Annotated in this window: 16 protein-coding genes; 3 read left to right on the top strand and 13 right to left on the bottom strand. The window is 63.5% G+C overall.

Annotated elements, in window-relative coordinates:
• Positions 1-3 precede the first annotated feature (3 nt).
• The 13 genes from kdpB to QU481_RS19690 all read right to left on the bottom strand — a co-directional run bounded on the left by kdpB (position 4) and on the right by QU481_RS19690 (position 19,151).
• Complete coding sequence (gene kdpB / locus QU481_RS19750) at positions 4-2,070, bottom strand: potassium-transporting ATPase subunit KdpB (protein WP_289831717.1); 2,067 nt, start codon at positions 2,068-2,070, stop codon at positions 4-6.
• 17 nt (positions 2,071-2,087) lie between these two features.
• Entirely contained in the window at positions 2,088-3,803 is a 1,716-nt protein-coding gene (gene kdpA, locus QU481_RS19745) for a potassium-transporting ATPase subunit KdpA (RefSeq protein ID WP_289831715.1), read from the bottom strand.
• The gene (gene kdpF / locus QU481_RS19740) at positions 3,800-3,892 is read right to left on the bottom strand and encodes a K(+)-transporting ATPase subunit F (RefSeq protein ID WP_289831713.1); all 93 of its coding nucleotides are present in this window, start codon (positions 3,890-3,892) and stop codon (positions 3,800-3,802) included. Before kdpF ends, kdpA begins: the two co-directional genes overlap by 4 nt.
• A 699-nt stretch (positions 3,893-4,591) precedes the next feature.
• A complete protein-coding gene (locus tag QU481_RS19735) occupies positions 4,592-5,374 on the bottom strand; it encodes an iron-containing redox enzyme family protein (RefSeq protein WP_289831712.1) in 783 nt (260 codons plus the stop codon).
• 14 nt (positions 5,375-5,388) lie between these two features.
• Positions 5,389-8,247 carry an EAL domain-containing protein gene (locus QU481_RS19730; RefSeq protein WP_289831711.1) on the bottom strand — a complete coding sequence of 953 codons (2,859 nt, stop codon included), beginning with the start codon at positions 8,245-8,247 and terminating at the stop codon, positions 5,389-5,391.
• A 299-nt stretch (positions 8,248-8,546) separates the two neighbouring features.
• Entirely contained in the window at positions 8,547-10,127 is a 1,581-nt protein-coding gene (locus QU481_RS19725; RefSeq protein WP_289831710.1) for an ABC transporter substrate-binding protein, read from the bottom strand.
• Between the two features lie 272 nt (positions 10,128-10,399).
• The gene (locus QU481_RS19720; protein WP_289831708.1) at positions 10,400-12,097 is read right to left on the bottom strand and encodes a lactate permease LctP family transporter; all 1,698 of its coding nucleotides are present in this window, start codon (positions 12,095-12,097) and stop codon (positions 10,400-10,402) included.
• 282 nt (positions 12,098-12,379) lie between these two features.
• Positions 12,380-13,624 carry a glycolate oxidase subunit GlcF gene (gene glcF / locus QU481_RS19715; RefSeq protein WP_289831707.1) on the bottom strand — a complete coding sequence of 415 codons (1,245 nt, stop codon included), beginning with the start codon at positions 13,622-13,624 and terminating at the stop codon, positions 12,380-12,382.
• Positions 13,625-13,636: 12 nt separating this feature from the next.
• Positions 13,637-14,710, bottom strand: a complete 1,074-nt coding sequence (gene glcE, locus QU481_RS19710; RefSeq protein WP_289831706.1) for a glycolate oxidase subunit GlcE — start codon at positions 14,708-14,710, stop codon at positions 13,637-13,639.
• Between the two features lie 7 nt (positions 14,711-14,717).
• Entirely contained in the window at positions 14,718-16,208 is a 1,491-nt protein-coding gene (locus QU481_RS19705) for an FAD-linked oxidase C-terminal domain-containing protein (RefSeq protein WP_289831705.1), read from the bottom strand.
• Between the two features lie 17 nt (positions 16,209-16,225).
• The gene (locus QU481_RS19700; RefSeq protein ID WP_289831704.1) at positions 16,226-17,677 is read right to left on the bottom strand and encodes a LutB/LldF family L-lactate oxidation iron-sulfur protein; all 1,452 of its coding nucleotides are present in this window, start codon (positions 17,675-17,677) and stop codon (positions 16,226-16,228) included.
• Positions 17,674-18,372 (bottom strand): LutC/YkgG family protein, encoded by a 699-nt coding sequence (locus QU481_RS19695; RefSeq protein WP_289831703.1) that lies wholly within the window; start codon positions 18,370-18,372, stop codon positions 17,674-17,676. Before QU481_RS19695 ends, QU481_RS19700 begins: the two co-directional genes overlap by 4 nt.
• Positions 18,369-19,151 (bottom strand): (Fe-S)-binding protein, encoded by a 783-nt coding sequence (locus tag QU481_RS19690; protein WP_289831701.1) that lies wholly within the window; start codon positions 19,149-19,151, stop codon positions 18,369-18,371. Before QU481_RS19690 ends, QU481_RS19695 begins: the two co-directional genes overlap by 4 nt.
• A gap of 307 nt (positions 19,152-19,458) precedes the next feature.
• Between QU481_RS19690 and QU481_RS19685 the strand changes: the two genes are divergently transcribed.
• The 3 genes from QU481_RS19685 to QU481_RS19675 all read left to right on the top strand — a co-directional run bounded on the left by QU481_RS19685 (position 19,459) and on the right by QU481_RS19675 (position 22,805).
• Positions 19,459-20,217: an FCD domain-containing protein gene (locus tag QU481_RS19685; RefSeq protein WP_289831700.1), complete on the top strand. Its 759-nt coding sequence runs from the start codon at positions 19,459-19,461 to the stop codon at positions 20,215-20,217.
• Positions 20,218-20,299: 82 nt separating this feature from the next.
• Positions 20,300-20,755 carry a GFA family protein gene (locus tag QU481_RS19680; RefSeq protein WP_289831699.1) on the top strand — a complete coding sequence of 152 codons (456 nt, stop codon included), beginning with the start codon at positions 20,300-20,302 and terminating at the stop codon, positions 20,753-20,755.
• 181 nt (positions 20,756-20,936) lie between these two features.
• Entirely contained in the window at positions 20,937-22,805 is a 1,869-nt protein-coding gene (locus QU481_RS19675) for a M3 family metallopeptidase (RefSeq protein WP_289831698.1), read from the top strand.
• Positions 22,806-23,115: the final 310 nt, after the last annotated feature.

Raw genomic sequence — 23,115 nt, 5'->3', positions numbered from 1 at the left:
TCGTTACACCAGGCCCATGCCGGTGAGAATCATGTCGATCAGCTTGATACCGACGAACGGCAACAGGATGCCGCCCAGGCCGTAGACCAGCAGGTTGCGGCGCAACAGCGCACCAGCACCGAGCGCGCGGTATTTCACGCCTTTCAACGCCAGCGGGATCAGCGCGACGATGATCAGCGCATTGAAGATCACCGCGGATAACAGCGCCGAGGCTGGACTGGTCAGCCCCATCACGTTCAGCGCCTCCAACTGCGGGTAGGTGGCGGCAAACGCGGCCGGGATGATCGCAAAGTACTTCGCCACGTCGTTGGCCAGGCTGAAGGTGGTCAGCGCGCCGCGCGTCATCAGCATCTGCTTGCCGATTTCCACCACCTGGATCAGCTTGGTCGGGCTGGAGTCCAGATCGACCATATTGGCCGCTTCCTTGGCGGCCTGGGTGCCGCTGTTCATCGCCACCGCCACGTCGGCCTGGGCGAGTGCCGGTGCGTCATTGGTGCCATCGCCGGTCATCGCCACCAGGCGGCCTTCGGCCTGGTACTGGCGGATCAGTGCGAGCTTGGCTTCCGGGGTGGCCTCCGCAAGAAAGTCGTCCACGCCGGCCTCGGCGGCGATCGCGGCGGCGGTCAGGCGGTTGTCGCCGGTGATCATCACCGTCTTAATGCCCATCTGGCGCAGCTGAGCGAATTTCTCGCGGATACCGGCCTTGACTACGTCTTTTAGTTCTACCACGCCGAGCACCTTATTGCCCTCGGCAACTACCAGCGGCGTGCTACCACGAGTCGCCACCTGGTCGACCTGGGCGTTGACGCTCGCCGGCATTTCACCACCGGCCGCCTCGACATAGCGACGGATCGCGTCGGCCGCGCCCTTGCGGATGTGGCGCTCACCGACGTTGACCCCACTCATTCGCGACTGGGCGGTAAATGGCACGAAGGTTGCACCAGCCGGCACGCTGTCCTTGCCGTCGAGCTTCAGCACCCGATGCGCCAGCACGACGATGCTCTTGCCCTCCGGCGTTTCGTCGGCGAGCGAAGAAAGCCGCGCCGCATCGGCCAGCGTAGCCTCGGAAGCGCCGGAAGCCGGCAGAAAAGCCGACGCTTGGCGGTTGCCGTGCGTGATCGTGCCGGTCTTGTCGAGCAGCAGCACATCGATATCGCCGGCCGCTTCCACTGCGCGACCCGAAGTGGCGATCACATTGGCGCCCATCAGTCGGCTCATGCCTGCCACACCGATGGCCGACAACAGGCCGCCGATGGTGGTCGGAATCAGGCAGACCAACAGGGCGATCAGCACGGTCATGCCAATCGGGCTGCCGCTGTGGCTGACCTGCACCGAATACAGCGAGAATGGCAGCAGCGTGGCGGTAGCGAGCAGGAAGACCAGGGTCAGGCCAACCAGCAAGATGGTCAGCGCGATCTCGTTCGGGGTCTTGCGGCGCTTGGCGCCTTCGACCATCGCAATCATGCGGTCGATGAAGGTTTCGCCAGGATTGACGGTGGCGCGCACCACGATCCAGTCGGACAGCACACGGGTGCCGCCGGTCACCGACGAGAAATCGCCGCCCGATTCGCGGATCACCGGGGCGGATTCACCGGTAATCGCCGACTCGTCCACCGAGGCGATGCCTTCGATCACTTCGCCGTCGCAGGGAATCACTTCGCTCGCCTGCACCAGCACCACATCGCCTTTGCGCAAGGTGTCTGCGTTGACCAGCGTGAACTTGGCGCCATAACGGGGCTCGGCAAGCCGCTTGGCATGCGCGGTTTTCTTCAGCCCCTTCAGGCTTGCGGCCTGCGCCTTGCTGCGCCCTTCGGCCAACGCTTCGGCAAAGTTGGCGAACAACACGGTAAACCACAGCCAGAGCGCGATGGTACCGATCAGCCAGGCCGGCGCCTCGCCCTGGCCAAACAGCGCCTGCAGCCACAGCGCGGTCGCGACTACGCTGACGGTGTAGACGACGAACATCACCGGGTTCTTGATCTGCGCCCTCGGCGTCAGTTTGCGGAACGAGTCGACCAGCGCCGGACGGGTCAACGCCGGGTCGAACAGGGGTAAAGCAGTACGGGACATGGTATGTCTATCCTCGATTAATGGCCGGCCCACAGGCTCAGGTGCTCGACAATCGGGCCCAGCGCCAGCGCCGGGATGTAGGTCAGCGCACCGACCAGCAGCACGGTGCCGATCACCAGCACAACGAACAAAGCGTCGTGGGTCGGCATGGTGCCGTTGCTAACCGGCAGGATTTTCTTTTTGGCCAGGCTGCCTGCCAGTGCCATCACCGGCACAATCATCGCGAAGCGGCCAAACCACATCGCGGCAGCAAGCATGCCGTTGTAGAACGGGGTGTTGGCCGAAAGACCGGCGAACGCGCTACCGTTGTTGTTGGCAGCCGACGAGAAGGCATAGAGGATTTCCGAGAAGCCATGCGGTCCAGGATTGGCAACGCCGGCCTGACCGGCACCGGTCAGCACCGCCACCGAGGTGCCGAGCAGCACCAGCGTCGGGGTGACCAGGATCGCCAGTGCGACCATCTTCATCTCATACGGTTCGATCTTCTTGCCGAGGTATTCCGGGGTACGACCCACCATCAGGCCTGCAACGAATACCGCCAGAATGGCCAGCACTAGCATGCCGTAAAGGCCCGAGCCGACACCGCCGAAGATCACTTCGCCCAGCTGAATCAGCCACATCGGGATCATGCCGCCCAGCGCGGTGAACGAGTCGTGCATTGCGTTAACCGCACCGCACGAGGCCGCCGTGGTCACGGCAGCAAACAGGCTGGATGCAGAGATGCCGAAACGCACTTCCTTGCCTTCCATGTTGCCGCCCGCCTGCAGGGCACTGGCGAGCTGGTCGATGCCGAGCTTGCCGAACAGCGGGTTGCCTTGCTGCTCGAACGCCGCTACGCCGATTGCGCAGGCCACGAAGATCAGCGTCATGATCGCGAGAATCGCCCAGCCTTGGCGCGTGTCCTTCACCAGTCGCCCGAACACATGGCACAAGCCGGCCGGGATGATGAAAATCGCCAGCATTTGCAGGAAATTGGTCAGTGCGGTCGGGTTCTCGAACGGGTGTGCCGAGTTGGCATTGAAGAAGCCGCCACCGTTGGTGCCGATCATCTTGATCGCTTCTTGCGACGCAACCGGGCCCATTGCCAGAGTCTGGGCGTGGCCGGCGAAGCCGGTGTAGCTGACGTAACTCGACAGGTTCTGCAGCACGCCCTGGTTGACCAACACCAGCGCCATCACAAACGCCATCGGCAACAGAAGATAGAGGGTGATGCGCATCACGTCGGCCCAGAAGTTGCCGACATCGGTACTCTCTCGACGCGAGAAACCACGGATCAGTGCAAAGGCGATGGCAATACCGGTGGCGGCGGACAGGAAGTTCTGCACCGCCAGACCCATCATTTGGGTCAGGTAACTCATCGTCGATTCGCCGCTATAGCCCTGCCAGTTGGTGTTGGTCACGAAGCTGACCGCCGTGTCGAACGACGAGTCGGCCGATACGGCACCAAAATGTTGCGGGTTGAACGGCAGGCCGCCTTGCAGGCGTTGGAGAGCATAGAGCAGCAGGGCACCCAGCGCGTTAAACACGATCAGCGCCAGCGTGTACTGTTTCCAGCCCATGCCTGTGTTGGCATCCACGCCCATCAAACGCAGCAAGCGCTGGTCGAAACGGGCAAAAGCGCCGTTGGCAAAACGGCCTTCGGCCATCGGTGCCATCCAGGCTCCCATCGGCCGAACGGTCAGACCAAGCACGGCCAGGAACGCAATCATGAGAAGGAGAAAGGAGCTGTTCATCCGATGTCCTCCGCATTCACCAGTGCGATGACCAAATAGACGGCAAGTGCTACCGACAGAAGGCCACCAAAGATATACCAGGCTGTCATGCATCCCTCCTACGCGAAAGAACGTCGTAGGCATGAGCCAGAGCCATGCAGGACAGCGTAAACGCCAGTCCCATCCCTAGCCAGATCAAGTCCGACATGTTGTTTTCCAAAGTGGTTGAAATACACCGTGAGAATAGGAAAAACGCCGCAAAAAACGGATTAAAAGAACCGTCAGCCGTATAAAAATAGTGTAAAAATCCGCGCAAAAAAAATGCCACTGAAAAGTGGCGCAAGGAAGGGAGGATGAAACAAAAATCATGTCAAGACGCTAGGTGAGACACGCCCGTCTCACAGTCAATCGTTGGGCACGGTGAGGACGACACGCTCTGAGCGCGGCCACATCAAGCGCCACCTGTTGTCGTGCCGTATCGACGCAGAAACGGGTCCGTGCCGGAAGCGAGAAGCAAGTACCCTCGTCCGCGTTGAGCGTAGCCTGCACGCCGGCATCACCAGGGCGGCAAGCAGGTGAACGGGGAGGGCATTGGGCTTCTCTTTGTGGTCGCCATGCACAGCTCGCCCGAGCTGGCTCAGAAAGCAGGTGGCACTCACTCGCTATATTTTTATATATATAACGATCAAAATATACAGGGTGCGATTACGATGAGCAAACCATTTTTAATAACAGTGATATCGCCCGTGAAGCGGACGGAAGAGCCAGCCCCGGCAACGGGGCCGGGGTAAAGTGAACCACAGCGTGGGTCAGGCTGCCTGCAAGGCAGAGGGGGCGACACGGGTTGTCGTACCCGCGAACAAGCTGTGATCGAGTGTCATCCTCATATAGTCATAACTAGTGCAGATGGTGCGGCGCAGCTTATCGACCTCGCGTGTGGCAGGGTCAAGACCAAGTAGTGTGACGATGATCTCAAGCGCTTCCCACGGGTGCTTGTCATCGTAATGCGCATGCAGGTGCAGCCACTTCATCGCTTTTTTGCGCGATAGAGGGGCAAAACTGTGCTCGTAGTTGTCACACGAGCAAACCAACGACGCCCACTCCCCGGTGGCACCTTCAATCGCGTAGTTGGTCGCAGCCATTGCGACGGCGAGCGATTCGCGCTCGCAGGTATGCCAGCACCAATGGCTGAGCGACACGATGCCGACCGGCACCTTGCCCTCGATCAGTTCGGCCCTGCTAACGCCGCTCGCCTTAGCCCACGCCAGCCAGTGGTCGGCATGGTTCTGTTCGACCCGAATATTTCGGACCAGATATCGGCGCGCCATTTCCTGACCCGGGTGTTCACCATAGCGGATCTTCAACAGGTTGATCGCCATGTACTGCGGGAACTGGTCGATCATTGGCCAGACGCCGATCAGAAACTGGCGCGCCGCGGCCGTATCGAGTGAGGCGTCGCGCATCGCCTTGAACAATTCATGTTGGACGACGTGTTGCTTGCTATCGCTGCAGGCCTCGACCAGCTCACGGGTCCATGTCGGATAACTGGCGATATCCATCAATGCACCTTCACGCACAAACTGCTTGTTCACGGGCGTGCCTCCACTCAGAAAATGACGTCCTTGCCTTTGGGCATCTGATGTGCGATAGCATGGCCCGCCGCTGGGCGGCGCCTAAGGAGGAAATCGCTGGAAAACGGTTGCGGCCGGCCAATTGCATAACCCTGTGCATAGTCCACACCGATGTCGGCCAGCATCTCGATCACCGCCGCGCTCTCGACGAACTCGGCGATCGTGCTCTTGCCCATGACGTGTCCGATCTGATGGATTGCCTCGACCATGGCGCGATCGATCGGGTCGTCGAGCATGTCCTTGACGAAGCTGCCGTCGATCTTCAGGTAATCGACCGGCAGATGCTTGAGATATGCAAACGAAGACATGCCGGCGCCGAAATCGTCGAGCGAGAAACGGCAGCCGAGCGCACGCAGCTCGTTCATGAAGCGCGAAGCACTCGACAGGTTGGCAATCGCACTGGTTTCGGTGACCTCGAAGCAGATCAGGCTCGGCGGTATGCTGTTGAGCTTGAATTGCTGGTAGAGGAAACCGAGAAACTGCTCGTCGCCGATCGACGCGCCGGACAGGTTGATTGCACATGTGGCGATCGGACAGGGTTCCTCGTCGTCCAGCAGGTCTGCCAGCGTGGCAAAGGCCATCTTGACGACCCAGCGGTCGATCAGGGGCATCAGGCCATAGCGTTCGGCCGCCGGAATAAAGGCAATCGGCGGCACCAGCTCACCGCGCTCGTCGCGCAGGCGGATCAAAAGTTCGAAGTGCGCGCTCTCCGGCTTACCGCTGTTGAGCGTGGCGATGTCTTGTGCGTACAAGCAGAAGCGGTTCTCCTCAAGGGCGTACTGGATGCGGTTTACCCACTCCATTTCGCCGTAGCGCAACGACAGCTCCGAATCGTCGGTCTGGTACACCTGCACGCGGTTGCGGCCCTTTTCCTTCGCCATGTAACAAGCGACATCGGCGGCTCGCAGCACCTCTTCGAGAGAGGTCGGCCGCGACTGGATGTGCACTACGCCAATGCTGACGCTGACCGAGAATGGCCGGCCGTTCCAGGCAAAATGCAGGTCACTAACGGTGTTCCGCAATGTCTCGGCGATGCCGATAGCGGTTTCGGGCGGGCAGTTTTCCAGCAGCACGCCGAACTCGTCGCCGCCGAGCCGAGCCAACGTGTCGTTCTTGCGCAGACGCTGCTGCAGCAGCATGCATACCTGGCGCAGCAGCTCGTCGCCCGCCGCATGCCCACAGGTATCGTTAACCACCTTGAACTGGTCGAGGTCCAGGTACATCAGCGAATGCTCGCCGCACAACTGACGCGGGCTATCGCTCAATTGCTTCAGGCGGTGCTCGAACTCGCGCCGGTTGACGAGACCGGTCAGCGCGTCGTGGCTGGCCTGCCAGGACAAGCTGGCGATGTACTGTCGTTCGCGTGTCATGTCATGGAAGACCAGCACAACGCCGATAATCCCTTCGATGCTGTCGCGGATCGGCGCCCCGATCATGTCGACGGCCACTTCGCTTCCATCCTGCCGGATCAACAGCAGATTGCTGATGGTCTTTTCCCCTGTTTCTGTTCCCAGGATTCGGGCCAGCGGGTGCATTTCTTGCTGCCGGGAGCTTTCATCGAGCAGGTGGAACAGATCGCCCAACGGGCGACCGTGTGCTGCATCGGCCTTGACGCCGATTAGCCCTTCGGCCGCCGGGTTGAGGTATTCGATCCGGCCGCTGGTGTCGGTGGTGATCACTGCATCGCCGATCGACGCCAGGGTGACCTGGGCACGTTTCTTCTCGGCACTCAGCGCCGCTTCGGCCAGCTTGCGATCGGTAATGTCGGTGAAAGACCCGGCCATCCGGATCGGTCTGCCGCTGGCGTCGCGTTGGGCCTGGCCACGGGCGCGGAACCAACGGTAACTGCCAGACTTGGTGCGCATCCGGTATTCGACATCGTAGCCTGGGTGTCCACTGAAGTGAGCATTGAAGGCGGCAATAGTCGACGCATAGTCGTCCGGGTGCAGATAATCGGCCAGCAGCGTAATGTCGCCGGTCAATTCATCGGGCGAGAAACCGAGTAATTCCTTATAGCGCGGCGAGTAGTACATGACGCCGTTCTCGATATCCCAGTCCCAGATACCGTCGTTGCTGCCGCTCACTGCGAGCTGGAAGCGCTCCTCGCTCAATTGCAGCGCACGTTCGAAAGCGGCGCTTTGACGAATCAGCTTGCGGGTACGCCAGACCGCCATCGCGATCAGCAGTGCCGCTGCGCCGAGGTTGCTCCACAGCAGGAGGTCGCGGATTTTGCGCGATGCCTCGCCCAGCGTGTCGGTGAATGCCTGGGCAACAGGCGTCACGCCTTCGTTGATGACTTGGATGCGTTGCCGCAGAGCGCCCAGTTGCTCTGCGGTCAGGCTGGCGGTGGTGATGCCATCGTGCAGCGCTTCGGCGACATCGGCCAACAGGCCCATGTAGCGGTCACCCTCGTTCCAGGCCTGTACCGCGCTCTCGATGTAGCTGGTCGAGCGAAAATAGCGATACAGCCAGATCAGACCGTGGATGTCGGCGGGGTGATTGCCTCCTAGCAGGAACCCTTGGCTGGCAGTACCCAGATCAGGGGGTGACTGATCCAGTGCAAGACGTGCCTGCCGATCGCCCAATGGAACCACCCTCGCGGCGAGGTAACGCTGATAATCGGCCTCGTCGTGGCTTTCGGCGTACAGACTGAGATAGTAGATCGCGTCTTTCTGCCCCTTGGACCACAGGCTCTCGCCCCCCACGTACGCCCGTACGGCTGACAGTACGTTTAGGCTACCGACCCCGAGCACGACCTGCAGCACCACGACCAGCACGAAAGGCCAGACCATTCCAAGAAGACGACGATTGGTGTTGCTTTGTGGGCTGGTCATGCCTTTACGCTTCCTCGTACAAACAAGCCGAGCGAGCAGGCAGCTTTGCCAGGCTCGTCGCCAGCAAGATGGCCACTGTGGATACAATGATGGATGCTTGCAGTCCAGGGACTGCCGTGCCCTTGGTCCTGCTGGCTGGCAGTGTGACACCATAGCGGTCGACTGGATACATTGTTAATGTCATTAGAATAGATTTTTACCGAACGACGAACAAGAGGCATATCTCATTAGCATTGACGGCCGACCTGCAAAGAAAAACAGCCGGCATAAGCCGGCTGTCGAGACGAGGCGAAATACGCTCAGTTGACCGTGACGGAGGCAAAATCCTGCCGTCCGAACGGGCTGACCCGGTAGCCGCTGACATTGCTGCGAGTCAACGCGAAGGCGGTCGGGTAGGCGAGCGGCAGCCACAGCGCCTGGTCGTTGATGATCTTTTGCGCCTGGTGGTAGAGCTTGCTGCGTTCGGCCAGCTTGCTGGTGCGCTTGCCATCCGAGATCAGCTTGTCGAGCTTGGCATTGCAGTAGCGAGCGAAGTTGGTGCCGGACTGCACCGCGGCGCAGGAGAACTGCGGGGTGAGGAAGTTGTCCGGGTCGCCGTTGTCGCCCGACCAGCCCATGAACAGTAGATCGTGCTCGCCGGCCTTGCCGCGCTTGATCAGCTCGCCCCATTCGATCACCTTCACCTGCGCCTTGATGCCGACCTTGGCAAGGTCGGACTGCAGCAGCTCGGCGCCGGCCTTCGGGTTGGGGTTGAGCACGCTGCCGCTCGGCCGTACCCAAATGGTGGTGTCGAAGCCGTTCGGATAGCCGGCTTTGGCGAGCAGTGCCTTGGCCTTGGCCGGATTGTAGCTATAGTCGGCCAGCGCCTTGTCGTAGCTCCAGGTATTGGGCGGGAAAGGGCGGTTGGCGGCGGTGGCGGTGCCTTCGAACACCACTTTCAAATAGTTGGCCTTGTCGAAGGCATAGTTGAGCGCCTGGCGCACCTCAGCCTTGTCGAACGGCTTGTGCTGGCTGTTCGGGGCGACAAAGGCGGTCATGAAGGCCGGGGTCTGCACCACCTTCAGGTGGTCATCGCCACGCGCTTGCTGCACGTCCTGCGGTTTGGGCCCCAGCGCGATCTGGCATTCACCCGACTTGAGCTTCTGCACGCGCACGGTGGCGTCCGGCGTGATCGCGTAGACCAGTGAGTCGACCTTGGGCTTGGTGCCGAAGTACTGTGGGTTGGCCGAATAGCGCACCACCGCGTCTTTCTGGAAGCTCTTGAACACGAACGGCCCGGTGCCGATTGGCTTGCTGTTGAGCTCGACGGTCTTGCCGGCGGAAAGGAGCTTGTCGGCGTATTCGGCCGAGTAGATCGACGCGAAGCCCATGGTCAGCGACGACAGGAAGGTGGCGTCCGGCTGGTTGAGCTCGATCTTGACGGTATGGTCGTCCACCTTGCTGACCGCCTTGATCAGCTTCGGCCACTGCATCGACTGGGCGTGCGGGTAGCTAGCGGCGGTCTTGTACCAGGGGTGGTTGGGATCGATCATCCGGTTGATGCTGAACAGCACGTCATCGGCGTTGAGCGGACGCGTCGGCTTGAAGTAGTCGGTAGTGTGGAAGGCGACACTGCGGCGCAGCGTGAAGGTGTAGGTCAGGCCGTCCGGACTGACCTCCCAGCGTTCGGCCAAGCCCGGCACCACGCGGCTCTTGGCGGTGTCGAACTCGACCAGGCGGTTCATCAGCACGTCGGCCGATGCGTTGGTGGTGACCAGCGAGTTGTACTGCACCACGTCGAAGCCTTCCGGGTTGGCGTCGGTGCAGACGGTCAGCGATTTGGCGTTGGCCAGCAGTGGCAGGGCCAGCAGGGTGAGGGCGGCGAGCGATGTCGGACGCATGGGTTCTCCAGCGGGTTTTTATCGTTAGGTGAGCTTGGCCGAACGGTGCGGGTAGCGCGTCGGCCAGCCTTATAGCGTAGTGGAATTAGTCGGGCCGACCAACCAATTCACCTGCATAACGATAGACCCGGGCATTCTGTAATGCAGCCCGACGCGAAAACGGGCCGCTGCAGCGGCCCGTTCCGGAACAAGACGAGAGTCGCTCACCAAGCTCAGCGCAGCTGGCCCCGACAGTACCGTGCAGCAGTACCGGAGAGCGTTGCGAGTGGGCCTTACTGCGGCACGACGCTCGGGAAGTAATACGCCATCACATAGGTCATCACCCCGACGAAGGTGCAGAAGATCAGGCTGTGCTTCAGTGTGAAGCGGAACAAGTCCGACTCCTTGCCCACCAGCCCGACCGCCGCGCAGGCCACCGCGATCGACTGCGGTGAGATCATCTTGCCGGTGACGCCACCGGTGGTGTTGGCCGCCACCAGCAACGTGTCGTGCACGCCGATCTGGTGCGCGGTGGTGGCCTGCAGCGAACTGAACAAGGCGTTCGACGAAGTGTCCGAGCCGGTCAGGAACACGCCCAGCCAGCCGAGGAAGGGCGAGAAGAACGGGAAGGCCGCACCGGTACCGGCCAACAGCAGCGCCAGCGTCGACGACAGGCCCGAGTAGTTGGCGACAAAGGCGAAGGCCAGCACCATGCCGATCGACAAAATCGGTTTCTTCAGCTCTCGCAGCGTCTCGGCAAAGGTGGCCACACCGTCGCGCGGCTTCATCTTCAGCACCGCCATCGAGATCAGCGCGGCAAAGAAGATGGCCGTGCCGGTGGCGGAGAACAGGTCCAGCTTCAACACCGCGTCGTAAGGTTTGGCGTGCTCGACGATGGGCGCCACCTTGATCACTAGGTTATCCAGGTGCGGCACATGGAGTTTCAGCACCCACGACTCCAGCGCGCCGCCCTTGGCGAACAGCGCCTTGAACGGTTTCAGGCTCCAGATGGTGACCATCGCGGTCAGGATGATGAACGGCGACCAGGCCTTGGCGATCTGGCCGATGCTGTAGCCAGACGGCTTCGGTACATGACGTTGACTGCCATCGTGGCCACCAAAACTCATCGCCGCCGCGCCGCCACCGACGTTCATCGTGGCGAAGCTGAACACCTTCTTCGGCTGCCATACCTTCAGGAAGACAGTCAGGCACACCAGGCTGACCAGTGCCGAGGTGATGTCTGGCAGTTCCGGGCCGACGTAGTTGGAGGTGAAGAATTGCGTGACCGCGAACGAGCCGCCCGCTACCAGCACCGCCGGCCATGTCTCGCGCACGCCCTTCAGGCCATCCATCATCATCACCAGCCAGAACGGTACGATCAGCGACAGGATGGGCAGCTGGTGGCCGGCAGTGGCGCCGATGTGAAACGCATCGATGCCAGTGACCTGACCAGCTACGATGATGGGAATGCCCATCGCGCCGAACGCTACCGGCGCGGTGTTGGCGATCAGGCACAGGCCCGCCGCGTAAAGCGGATTAAAGCCCAACCCGACCAGCAGCGCCGCGGTGATCGCCACCGGCGCGCCGAAGCCGGCCGCGCCCTCCAGGAAGGCGCCGAACGAGAAGCCGACCAGCAGCATCTGCAAACGCTGGTCCTCGGTGATCGACAGCACCGAGGCGCGGATGATGTCGAACTGGCCGGTCTTGACGGTGAGCTTGTACAGGAACACCGCCGCAACGATGATCCAGGCGATCGGCCACAGGCCGTAGGCGAAGCCGAAGCCGGCCGCCGCCAACGCCATGTCGGCCGGCATGCCGTAGACGAAGATGGCGATGATCAGCGAGATCAGCACGGTGATGGTGCCGGCGACGTGGCCCTTCAGCCGCAGCACCGCCAGCGCGACGAAGAAGAAGGCGATCGGGATCGCCGCCACCAGTGCCGACAGGCCGAGGCTGCCGAGCGGTGTGTAGATTTGGGTCCAGGTTTGCATGGTCAACAGTTCCTCCTCACGGCCGTGTTGGGACGGCGTGATGTTTTCATTGTGTGTGATGGGGTGCTGCGGCGGGCGGGGTTTAACCGCTGGGCTTGAGGCGTACTGACATGGGTTCTCTCCTTTATGTGACTAAAAGTCGGCGGGTGGTCCCGCTCGTTATTCGTTTCGTGCTTCGTGATCCGGAGTGACTGACAAATCCAGTGCAGCGTTTTACTCGTCGCGTGGCCGAAGCAGTACGTGTAGTACGGCGAGGCCACGCAACAACGTCGGAAGGATTTGTCAGCTGCTCCCGCTGGCCGATTCGGCCAACATCCGGTCCACCAGCTCTATCCAGTGCATCACCGGCGTGGCCGTGCCGCTTTGCAGGTGGCCGATGCAGCCGATGTTGGCCGACACGATCGCCTGCGGCTGGGTTTGCGCCAGCGCGGCCAGCTTGTTGTCGCGCAGCCGGTACGACAGCGCCGGCTGCAGCACCGAGTAGGTGCCGGCCGAGCCGCAGCACAAGTGGCTGTCGGCCGGCAGCATGACAACCAGGCCCAGCGCCTGCAGCAGCGCCTCGACCCGGCCGCGCACGCGCTGGCCGTGCTGCAAGGTACAGGGCGGGTGGTAGGCGACGCATTCGAGCGGGTGGCGGCGCACCCGTTCGGCCAACGTTGCGGCCATCGGCGCCAGCAGCTCGACGATGTCGCAGGCGAGCTCGCTGACCCGGGCCGCCTTGACCGCATAGGCTGGGTCGTTTCGCAGGTAGTAGCCGTATTCCTTCACCGTCACCCCGCAGCCCGAGGCGTTGATCACGATCGCCTCGGCGCCCTGGTCCAGGTGCGGCCACCAGGCATCGATGTTGCGGCGCATATCGTCCAATGCCGCGTCCTGCTCGTTCAGGTGGTAGCGCACCGCACCGCAGCAGCCGGCGGCCGGTGGTGACACCGCCTCGATGCCCAGCGTGTCCAGCACCCGCAGCGTGGCGTTGTTGATGTTGGGTTGCATCGCCGGCTGTACGCAGCCCTCCAGCATCAGCACCTTGCGCGCATGCTGACGCGTGGGGCGCACGCCGGCTGGCTTGGCCGGCAGCACCTTGGCTTTCAGCGACGGGGGCAGCAGCGGGCGCAGCTGTTGGCCGAAGCGGTAGGCGGTGCCGAACATCGCGGGGCTAGTCATCAGTTTCGCCAGCAGGCGGCGCTGCATCCGCTCCTTAAACGAGCGGCCAACCTGCGCCTCGATCACGTGGCGGCCCACGTCGAGCAGCTTGCCGTACTCGACGCCGGACGGGCAGGTCGACTCACAGTTGCGACAGGTCAGGCAGCGGTCCAGGTGCGACAGCGTCTTGGCGGTCGGCGTGGCGCCCTCGACCACCTGCTTGATCAGGTAGATGCGCCCGCGCGGGCCGTCCAGCTCGTCGCCGAGCAACTGGTAGGTCGGGCAGGTGGCGGTGCAGAAGCCACAGTGCACGCACTTGCCGAGGATGCGCTCGGCCTCGCTGCCCTCGGGGGTGCCCTTGATGAAATCGGCCAGATTGGTCTGCATGGGGACTCCGGATTACAGCGTGGGGTAGAGCCGGCCGGGGTTGAACACGCCGGCTGGGTCGAAGGTGGCCTTGAGGCGGCGCTGAATCTGCAGCAGCGGCGCCGCCAGCGGGGCGAACACACCCACCGCACGATCACCGCCGCGCCACAGCGTGGCATGGCCGCCGAGCTGTTCGGTCAAGGTGCGCACCTGCTCGGCCGGCGCGTCGCTGCGCCACCAGCGCTGGCCACCACCCCACTCGATCAGCTGCGCACCGGGCAGGGCAACCGACCGGGCGGTGCTCGGCAGTGCCAGCCGCCACAGCGGGGCCGATTCGACACGACCGGCGAAGAACGGCGCGGTCTGCTCACGCAGCCCCTGCCAGAGCGCAGAGCAATCGGCGTCGAGCAACCTTTCGCCGCCGAGCTTGATGCAAGCGCCGGCCACCGCCGCCTCGGCGCCGCTCAGGCGCAGATGCAGCACGCCGTCTTGCCAGGCGCTGGCGCTGATCGGCAGAGGCTGGCCGCCCCACTGGTTGAGCCGGCTCAGCGCCTCGGCCTCATACAGTTCGAAGCGCAGCGTCGCCTCGGCGAACGGCTTGGGCAGCACCTTCAGCGACACCTGCAAAATTAAACCGAGCACGCCGAGCGAGCCGGGCAACAGCCGCGCCACGTCGTAGCCAGCGACGTTCTTCATCACCTGGCCGCCGAAGTTCAGCACCCGGCCCTGGCCATCCAGCAGCTGCACGCCGAGGATGAAGTCGCGCAGCGCACCGGCGGCTTGCCGACGCGGGCCTGACAGACCGGCCGCCACGCAGCCGCCCAGCGTCGCGCCCGGGCCGAAGTGCGGCGGCTCGAAGGCGAGCATCTGGCCCTGTTCGGCCAACGTGGCTTCGATCTCGGCGAGCGACGTGCCGCAGCGCGCGGTGATCACCAGTTCCGCCGGGTCGTAGGCGACGATGCCGGCGTGGCCGCGGGTATCGAGCGGCGTGCCATGCGGCGTCTCGCCATACCAGTGCTTGCTGCCGCTGCCGACCAGCTGCAGCGGGGTCTGGTCGCGCGTTGCCCGTTCGACGGCGGCGCGGAAGGAATCGAGCATGTCTGTCATGGCAGCCTCAGAAGCGGGGCAGGTCGGGGTGGGGCAGCTGGCCGTGGTGCACGTGCAGCTTGCCGTACTCGGCGCAGCGCGCCCGGGTCGGGATGGCCTTGTCGTTATTGAGCAGGCCGACCGGGTCGAAGGCGTGCTTCACCGCGAAGAAGGCGTCGCGCTCCTCCGGCGAAAACTGCACGCACATCGAGTTGATCTTCTCGACGCCGACGCCGTGCTCGCCGGTGATGGTGCCGCCGAGCTCCACGCAGGTTTCCAGAATGTCGGCGCCGAACAGCTCGGCGCGGTGCCATTCGTCGGCGTCGTTGCCGTTGAACAGGATCAGCGGGTGCATATTGCCGTCGCCGGCGTGGAACACGTTGATGCAGCGAAGCGCATACTGCCGCTCCATCTCGGCGATGCGGCCGAGCAGGGTGCCGATGTGGCGACGCGGGATCGTGCCATCCATGCAGTAATAGTCGGGCGACAGTCGGCCGGCGGCCGGGAAGGCGTTCTTGCGCCCGGACCAGAACATCAGCCGCTCGGCCTCGCTCTGCGACACCTGGATGCGCGTCACGCCGCTGGTTTCCAGCACCGCGATGGTGCGGGCGATCTCCTCGGCCACTTCCTCGGGTGTGCCGTCGGCTTCACACAGCAGGATGGCCGCCGCCGACAGGTCATAACCGGCGTGGACGAACTCCTCCACCGCGCGGGTGGCCGGGCCGTCCATCATCTCCAGGCCGGCCGGGATGATGCCGGCGGCGATGATCGCCGCCACCGCCTCGCCGCCTTTCACCACGTCGTCGAAGCTCGCCATGATCACCTGGGCGCACTGCGGTTTCGGCACCAACTTCACCACCACCTCGGTGACCACCGCGAACATGCCTTCCGAGCCGATGAAAACTCCCAATAGGTCCAGCCCCGGCGCGTCGGGTGCCAGCGAGCCGAACTCGACCACCTCGCCGTCCATCGTCACCGCGCGCACCTTCAGGATGTTGTTCACCGTCAGACCGTATTTCAGGCAGTGCACGCCGCCGGAGTTCTCCGCCACGTTGCCGCCGATGGTGCAGGCGATCTGCGAGGACGGGTCCGGCGCGTAATAGAGGCCATACGGCGCGGCCGCCTCGGAAATCGCCAGGTTGCGCACGCCCGGCTGCACGGTGGCGGTGCGCGCCAGCGGGTTCAACTCGACGATGTGCTTGAACTTGGCCAGCGACAGCACGATGCCGTCCTCGATCGGCAGCGCGCCACCGGACAGGCAGGTGCCAGCGCCGCGCGGCACCACCGGCACCTTCAGCTCGGTGCACACGCGCAGGATGTGCTGCACCTGGGCCTCGGTTTCCGGCAGCGCCACCGCCAGCGGCAGCTGCCGATAGGCGGCGAGGCCGTCGCACTCGTAGGCCACGGTGTCCTCGGTCTCGAACAGAAACTGGCAGTCGGCGAAAGCGGCGCGCAGCTTGTGTACCAGATCGGCGCGGCGCTGGCGTTCGGCGACGGGCAGGGTAGCGGTCTCGGTCATGGCGGGACTCGTCCTTGTCAGCGACGCGCGGCGTCGCGTTCGCGCACCAGCTGGTGCAGGGTCTTGGCAGCCGGCTTCAGCGGCACGTGGTTCTGAGTCCAGCCCAGTTGCCCGGGCGGGGTCAGGCCGCGCAGCCGGGTGGCCGCCCAGCCGAACAGCTTGTACGCACCGGGTTGGCCGAACAGGCCGCGCCAGGTGCGCCACGCAAGCGCCTCCTTGCCGGTGTGGGCGGCGCCTTGGCCGCGCAGCGGGTGGGCGACGACTTCGCCTGCCGGGCGCTGTTCCTCCTCGCGCAAGCGCATCAGCATCTCGGGAATCGGGATCTTCACCGGGCACACCTCGCCGCAGGCGCCGCACAGGCTGGACGCGGTCGGCAGGTCCTTGGTGTTTTCCAGGCCCAGCATATGCGGCGAAATGATCTCGCCGATCGGGCCGGGGTAGGTGGTGCCATACGCGTGGCCGCCGATGCGGGTATAGACCGGGCAGTGGTTCATGCAGGCGCCGCAGCGGATGCACTGCAAGGTCTTGCGCAGCTGCTCGTCGGCATAGGCCTGCGAGCGGCCGTTGTCGAGCAGCACCAGGTGCACCTCGCGCGGGCCGTCCTTCTCGCCCGTCTTGCGCGGCGACGAGATCATGTTGAAGTAGGTGGTGATCGGCTGACCGATCGCCGAGCGCGTCAGCAGGCTGTACAGCGGCACCACGTCGGTCAGCTTCTCGACCACCTTCTCGATGCCGGTGATGGCGATGTGCATGTCGGGCACTGTGGTGCACATGCGGCCATTGCCCTCGTTCTCCACCAGGCACAGCGTGCCGGTCTCGGCCACCGCGAAGTTGACGCCGGAGAGGCCGACGTCGGCCTTTAGGTACAGATCGCGCAGCGCGTTGCGACCGATGCGGATCAGGCTGTCGACGTCCTCGGTGTACGGCGTATCGGGCAACTTGTCGTGGAACAGCTGGGCGATATGCGCCTTGGTCTTGTGGATGGCCGGCATGATGATGTGGGTGGGCTTCTCGCCGGCCAGCTGCACGATGTACTCGCCCATATCGCTTTCCACCGCGGTGACACCGCGCGCTTCCAGGTAGTGGTTGAGCTCGGTCTCCTCGCTGACCATCGACTTGCCCTTCACCGCCAGCGTGCCGCCGCGCCGGGCGATCAGGTCGTGGATGATTTCGTTGGCTTGTTCGGTGGTCTCGGCCCAGTGCACCTGCACGCCGTTGACGGTGAGCTGCGCTTCCAGTTTTTCCAACAGCTCGGGCAGCTTGGCGAGGCAACGCTGGCGAATGGTCTCGCCGAGCGTGCGCAGCGTCGCCAGCTCGTCGCCATCCGGAAAAGCCGACAGGCGCTTGGCCATCAGGTAGTCCATCGCGGTGCGCAGGCTGGTGCGCAGCTCGCCGTCCTGCAGCGCCGCGCGGGCGTTGTCCTTGAACTGGCGCGACGGGTAGAGAGTGATCGTTTGCTGCTCGCTCATGCCGCGTCCTCCAGTTGGGCCACCGTCAGGTGGTGCGGCAACACCGCCAGCACCACCAGGTCGCGCGGGCCGTGGGCGCCGTAGGCCAGCGTCAGCTGGATGTCGGCGGTCTTGGACGGGCCGGATACCAATAGCGCATTGGTCGGCATGCCGTTTGGCCAAGCTTCGCGGGTCATCGCAGTGTGAAAATCGGCGTGCAGCGTGCGGGTGTCGAACAGCGCGAAGTGGGTCGGCGGCACCAGGCTCATCGTGCGCGGCTCGTCGGCGTCGGGCCACAGCACCAGCGTGCCGGTGGCAGCGATGCCGCAGCGCACCGCGGTGAAGGCGGCATCGGTGTCGTTGAACAGCTCGTCCTTCCACTCGTCGACCACCCGGTCGAAGGACTTCAGCGTCAGCAGTGGGTTGTGCTCCAGCGCGGCGTGGGCGAGGGCGCCGTGCGCCGTCTGGGGCGCCAGCAGCAGGCTGCGGACCGGCCGGGCCTTGACCTGTTCGGCCAAGCGTTGCGGCCAGTCGGCCGCGTGACACCAGACGATGTCGGTCTTCACCGAGCGCATCATCGCCGCCCAGTGGCGCAGCGCCTCGACCTCGTTCCAGCGCGGGCCGAAGTGCTCGAAGTGCGCGGCGATATCGGGCTCGACCGGGGCCGAGCGCGGCGCGGCGCGCAGCTTGGCCAGGATATTGTCGCGCGCGCTCATGCCTTGTCTCCAGTGCGTTCCAGCAGGAAGGTGGCCAAGTGCTTGCCGGCGAACACCCGTTCGCCGTCCTTGGCGAGCTTGCCGTTGATGTTGAGCAGGCAGCCAGCATCGGCGGTGACGAATTCCAGCGCGCCGCTGTGCTGCAGCGACGCGGCCTTGTCGGCCACCATCGCGCCGGCGATGTCCGGGTGCTTCACCGAGAAGGTGCCGCCGAAACCACAGCATTCCGATTCGTGGTCATGCACCACGCGCTCGACATTGGCGAGCCGGTCGACCAGCGCCCAGCTGGTGACGTGCACGTTCATCTCACGCCGCGCGCCACAGGAGGTATGCACCGCCACCCGGGTGGGCAGGCCGCGATCCTGCGGATGGAAGTCCAGCACGTTGAGCAGGAAATCCGACAGCTCCACCACCCGCGCCGCCAGCGCTTCGGCCAAAGCCTGCTCCGGCTCGCCGGCGAACAGGCGCGGCCAGTGGTGTTTCATCATCCCGCCACAGGAGCCGGACGGCACCACGATGGGCCAGTCGTTGGGAAACAGGGCAAGCTGGGCGCGCGCCACCACGCGGGCCTCGTTGGGGTGGCCGCTGGTATAGGCCGGCTGGCCACAGCAGCTTTGCGCCTGCGGGAAATGCACGCACAGGTCCAAGTTCTCCAGCAGGGTAATCGCGTCCATGCCCGCCTCGGGCAGGAACAGGTCGAGCAAACAGGTACCGAAGAAGTAGACGTCGGTCGGCCGCGCACGGCCGCTCGCCGGGATGGCGACGTGATTGGGCTGCATCCTCTCTCCTTTGGATAATTGGTAAGACCAATTTGTTTCATTAAAACCACTGTAGAGTGAATACTCGCCGAACGTCAATAGCCGCTTTTATCGAGCAGGTATTGAGCTGGCGCATTCTTCGCTATTATTGGTCTTACCAATTTATCGAAATGCAGCACTGGCGCGGCCCGACACCGTATCGCCTGCAAAATGCAGCAGGCTAGCGATTGCGCCACACCCGGCCCGGCGGTCGGCTTGTTTCATCGTCCGGGCAGGAGGATGATGGGCGCCGCCTGCGGCAAGTGCGGGGAATCAAGAGAGCAAAATCATGGCGTATCAAAAGGTGAACGTGCCGCGGCTGGCGGACGCGATCGTGGAACAACTGGAAGCGCAGATCCTGGAAGGCGTGCTCAAGCCGGGCTCGCGCCTGCCGGCGGAGCGCACCTTGGCCGAACAGTTCGGCGTGTCGCGCCCGTCGCTGCGCGAAGCGATCCAGAAGCTGACCGCGCGCGGGCTGCTGACCAGCCGGCAGGGCGGTGGCACCTATGTCACCGACCGGCTGGAGACGGCGTTTTCCGACCCGTGGGAACAGCTGATCAACCAGAACGCGGGCCTGCAGGACGACGTGCTGGAATTCCGCCGCGCGATGGAGGGCACCGTCGCCAGCGTGGCGGCGCGCCGCGCCACCGACGCCGACCTGGAACGGCTGCAGGGACTGATCGGCACACTGGAGCAGGCCTACGAGCAGGGCGATCTCGCCGCGCAGTCGGCCGCCGACGTCGCCTTCCATCAGGCAGTGGCCGAGGCCTCGCACAACACCCTGTTCGCCCACCTGATCAGCAGCCTGTTGCACATGCTGCACAAGCATATCGAAGAGAACATTTCCAACCTGTTCGCCAGTGGCCCGGTGGCCGGAGAACTGCTGGAACAGCACATGGCGGTGTGCCGCGCCATCGTCGCCCGCGACCCCGAAGCCGCGCGACGCGCCGCCGAGGCGCACATCGACTTCGTCGCCAGCACCATGGCGCAGTTCAAGGATGAGAAGGAGCGGCGCGAGCGCGCGCTGCGCCGCATGGCCAGCGCCTGAGAGAGCCTGTTGACGATCTAGCGAACGAAGGGGCAGTCAAGGCAAAAAAAGGGGGCGAAACAGCGAAATGGACAAAGAGTCCATGAGCATGTTGCGCGCATTACCAATCAGCACGGAGTTGGGTATGAATTCAAAGTACACAGGGCAGTGTCTTTGTGGCGAAATCCACTATTCAGTCGATGTCGAACCGTTATTTTCTGGAAACTGCCACTGCAAAGACTGCCAAAGAGCCTCGGGCAGTGCTTTTACTCCCGCAATGCTCTTCCCCGAAAAAAACGTTGTTGTTTCCGGCGAAGCAAAATATTTTGAGTCCACGGCCGACAGCGGAAATAAGCACAAAAGAGGCTTCTGCCCGAATTGTGGCTCTCAATTGTTCGCAAAGTTCAGCAATCTTCCCGGCATGCTGGGCATAAAGGCCGGCACCTTAAACGACGCATCCCACTACGCACCAAAGTTGGATTTCCATGTAGCAAGCGCCGCGACTTGGGACTTTATGAACCCCCAACTCCCCAAACAACAAGGTGCGGCTCAAGGTTAGAGTGCAGCAGATCGTCGACAGGCTCTGCCGGCAAAACGACAAAAGGCAGCGATCTTCTCGCTGCCTTTCTTGTTTTCGCCGCGATGCCAATACAATATCCGATCCGGCACCTACGCCGCCGATACGAGGCCGGCCGCACCGACCCGGCGCGCAACCGGCCCACCCAACGAGGAGAAACGGCATGACCAGCCCCCGCGAACTGTTCGAACAGCTCAACCGCGACTACCTGACGGCCCACAAGACCAAGGAAGACCTGTTCTGGGACACCTACATGGGCATCTCAGACGACAACGCCGGCTTCGCCCGCGCCGAGCAAGCCTACAAGGACTTCATCTCCAGCCCGGAACGGCTGGCGGCGGTGCGCCAGGCACTGGCCGACCTCGCCGCCGCGCCCGACAGCGGCGACAAGGCGGCACTGCAGAAGGGCCTCTCGGGCTGGCAGGCGCTGTTCGAATGCAACATCCTCGACAGCGACACCGCACGCGAGCAGATGCGCGAGCTGATTGACATGGAGTCGGCGCTATTCGCCAAAAACCGCCAGCACGCACTGACGCACCTGAACGAGCAGGGCGTGCGCGAGGAAGCCGCGCTCGGCATGCTGCTGACCAATATGGCCACCAACCCCGACGAGGCCGCACGCAAGAGTTCGCACGACGCGCTGCTGTCGCAGGAGCACTGGGTGCTCGAGCACGGCTTCCTCGACCTGGTGCGCCAGCGCAACCGCTTGGCGCGCTCGCTCGGCTACCGCAACTACTTCGACTACAAGGTCAACAAGAACGAGCGGATGAGTCCGGAGGCGCTGTTCGTCATCCTCGACGATTTCGAAGCGCACACCCGCGACGCCAACCTGCGCGCGCTGGCGACGTTGGCCGAACGAAAAGGCGAGGGCGCCTTGGCGCCATGGAACCTGCGCTTTCACATGGCGGGCGACGTCACCCGCCAGCTCGACCCCTACCTGCCGTTCGCCAAGGCAGTGGAGCGCTGGATGCTCAGCTTCCGCCGCCTCGGCATCGGCTACCGCGGCGCGCTGATGCAGCTCGACCTGCTGGAGCGCAAGGGCAAGTACCAGAACGGCTTCTGCCACGGCCCGATCCCGAGCTTCGTCGACGCCGATGGCAGATGGGTGGCCGCGCAGATCAACTTCACCTCCGACGCTAAGCCCGACCAGATCGGCAGCGGCGATAGGGCGATCAACACCCTGTTCCACGAAGGCGGCCACGCCGCGCACTTCGCCAACGTCACGCAAAACTCGCCGTGCTTCTCGCAAGAATTCCCGCCGACCTCGATGGCCTATGCCGAGACCCAGTCGATGTTCTGCGACAGCCTGCTCGGCGACGCCGACTGGCTGAAGCGCTATGCGAAAAACGCCGCCGGCGAAGCAGTGCCGGATGCTCTGATCCGCGCGCAGATCGAGGTCAGCCAGCCGTTCCGCGCCTTCATGGAGCGAATGATCCTGGTGGTTGGCTACTTCGAATGGGCGCTGTACCAGCTATCCGACGACGAACTGACGCCCGAGGCCGTGCTGACGCTCGCCCGCTCCACCGAGCAGCGCATCCTCGGCGTCGCCACCAGCCCACGCCCGCTGTTGGCGATCCCGCACCTGCTCAACCAGGAGTCGGCCGCCGCCTACCACGGCTACCTGCTCGCCAATATGGCTGTTTACCAGACCCGCGCCTATTTCGAGCGCGAGTACGGCTACCTCACCGACAACTCGGCCATCGGCCCGAAGCTGGCCGAACACTACTGGGCGCCAGGCAACAGCATCAGTCACAACGCCACGCTGCTCAGCCTGACCGGTGAGCCGTTCAATGCGCGTTATCTCGCCGACGTGTGTAACCAGACGGTGGACGAGGCATGGGCCGCCGCCCAGGCGCAGATCGCGGCGGCAGCAGGGCGTGGTGAGCCGAGCAGTTATCCGGATGGGCTGGATGCGCGCATCCGGCTGGTGCATGGGGCGGAACTGATTGCCGACAATAACGAATCGGATGCGGCGATGTGCGAGCGGTTCGAGGCGTGGGTGGCCGAGCGGTATCCGGCGAGCGTGCATTGAACCTCGCCTGATAAAAAGCCGGACGCATTATCAGTCCGGCTTTTTTGATTCTTCAAAGGATTTTGGGAACGTGGGTTTAGAAGGCTTCCTTGTCGGTTTCGCCCGACCGGCTAGCTCCTTTTCTTGCCTCGCCAAGAAAAGAAACCATAAAGAAAGCGCCCCCGATGCGGTAATGCCGTTCACTTAGCGGATCGAACCTGTTTGATTGGGTAACGGGACGGCAGCTTTTTCACCACGCGGGGGCATTCACGCCCCCGCCGTTGTTTCGGTAGCAACAACTCCCCGAGGCGTTCCCGCAGACGCAGCAAGC

Source organism: Crenobacter oryzisoli, from assembly GCF_030385785.1.
Lineage (GTDB): Bacteria > Pseudomonadota > Gammaproteobacteria > Burkholderiales > Chromobacteriaceae > Crenobacter_A > Crenobacter_A oryzisoli.
This window is presented reverse-complemented; position numbering and strand designations above follow the sequence as displayed.

Bases quoted from the DNA above. Each gene is read 5' to 3' on its own strand.
- kdpB (WP_289831717.1), bottom strand. From the start codon at position 2,070: ATGTCCCGTACTGCTTTACCCCTGTTCGACCCGGCGTTGACCCGTCCG.
- kdpA (WP_289831715.1), bottom strand. From the start codon at position 3,803: ATGAACAGCTCCTTTCTCCTTCTCATGATTGCGTTCCTGGCCGTGCTT.
- kdpF (WP_289831713.1), bottom strand. From the start codon at position 3,892: ATGACAGCCTGGTATATCTTTGGTGGCCTTCTGTCGGTAGCACTTGCC.
- QU481_RS19730 (WP_289831711.1), bottom strand. From the start codon at position 8,247: ATGACCAGCCCACAAAGCAACACCAATCGTCGTCTTCTTGGAATGGTC.
- QU481_RS19725 (WP_289831710.1), bottom strand. From the start codon at position 10,127: ATGCGTCCGACATCGCTCGCCGCCCTCACCCTGCTGGCCCTGCCACTG.
- QU481_RS19720 (WP_289831708.1), bottom strand. From the start codon at position 12,097: ATGCAAACCTGGACCCAAATCTACACACCGCTCGGCAGCCTCGGCCTG.
- glcF (WP_289831707.1), bottom strand. From the start codon at position 13,624: ATGCAGACCAATCTGGCCGATTTCATCAAGGGCACCCCCGAGGGCAGC.
- glcE (WP_289831706.1), bottom strand. From the start codon at position 14,710: ATGACAGACATGCTCGATTCCTTCCGCGCCGCCGTCGAACGGGCAACG.
- QU481_RS19705 (WP_289831705.1), bottom strand. From the start codon at position 16,208: ATGACCGAGACCGCTACCCTGCCCGTCGCCGAACGCCAGCGCCGCGCC.
- QU481_RS19700 (WP_289831704.1), bottom strand. From the start codon at position 17,677: ATGAGCGAGCAGCAAACGATCACTCTCTACCCGTCGCGCCAGTTCAAG.
- QU481_RS19695 (WP_289831703.1), bottom strand. From the start codon at position 18,372: ATGAGCGCGCGCGACAATATCCTGGCCAAGCTGCGCGCCGCGCCGCGC.
- QU481_RS19690 (WP_289831701.1), bottom strand. From the start codon at position 19,151: ATGCAGCCCAATCACGTCGCCATCCCGGCGAGCGGCCGTGCGCGGCCG.
- QU481_RS19685 (WP_289831700.1), top strand. From the start codon at position 19,459: ATGGCGTATCAAAAGGTGAACGTGCCGCGGCTGGCGGACGCGATCGTG.
- QU481_RS19680 (WP_289831699.1), top strand. From the start codon at position 20,300: ATGAGCATGTTGCGCGCATTACCAATCAGCACGGAGTTGGGTATGAAT.
- QU481_RS19675 (WP_289831698.1), top strand. From the start codon at position 20,937: ATGACCAGCCCCCGCGAACTGTTCGAACAGCTCAACCGCGACTACCTG.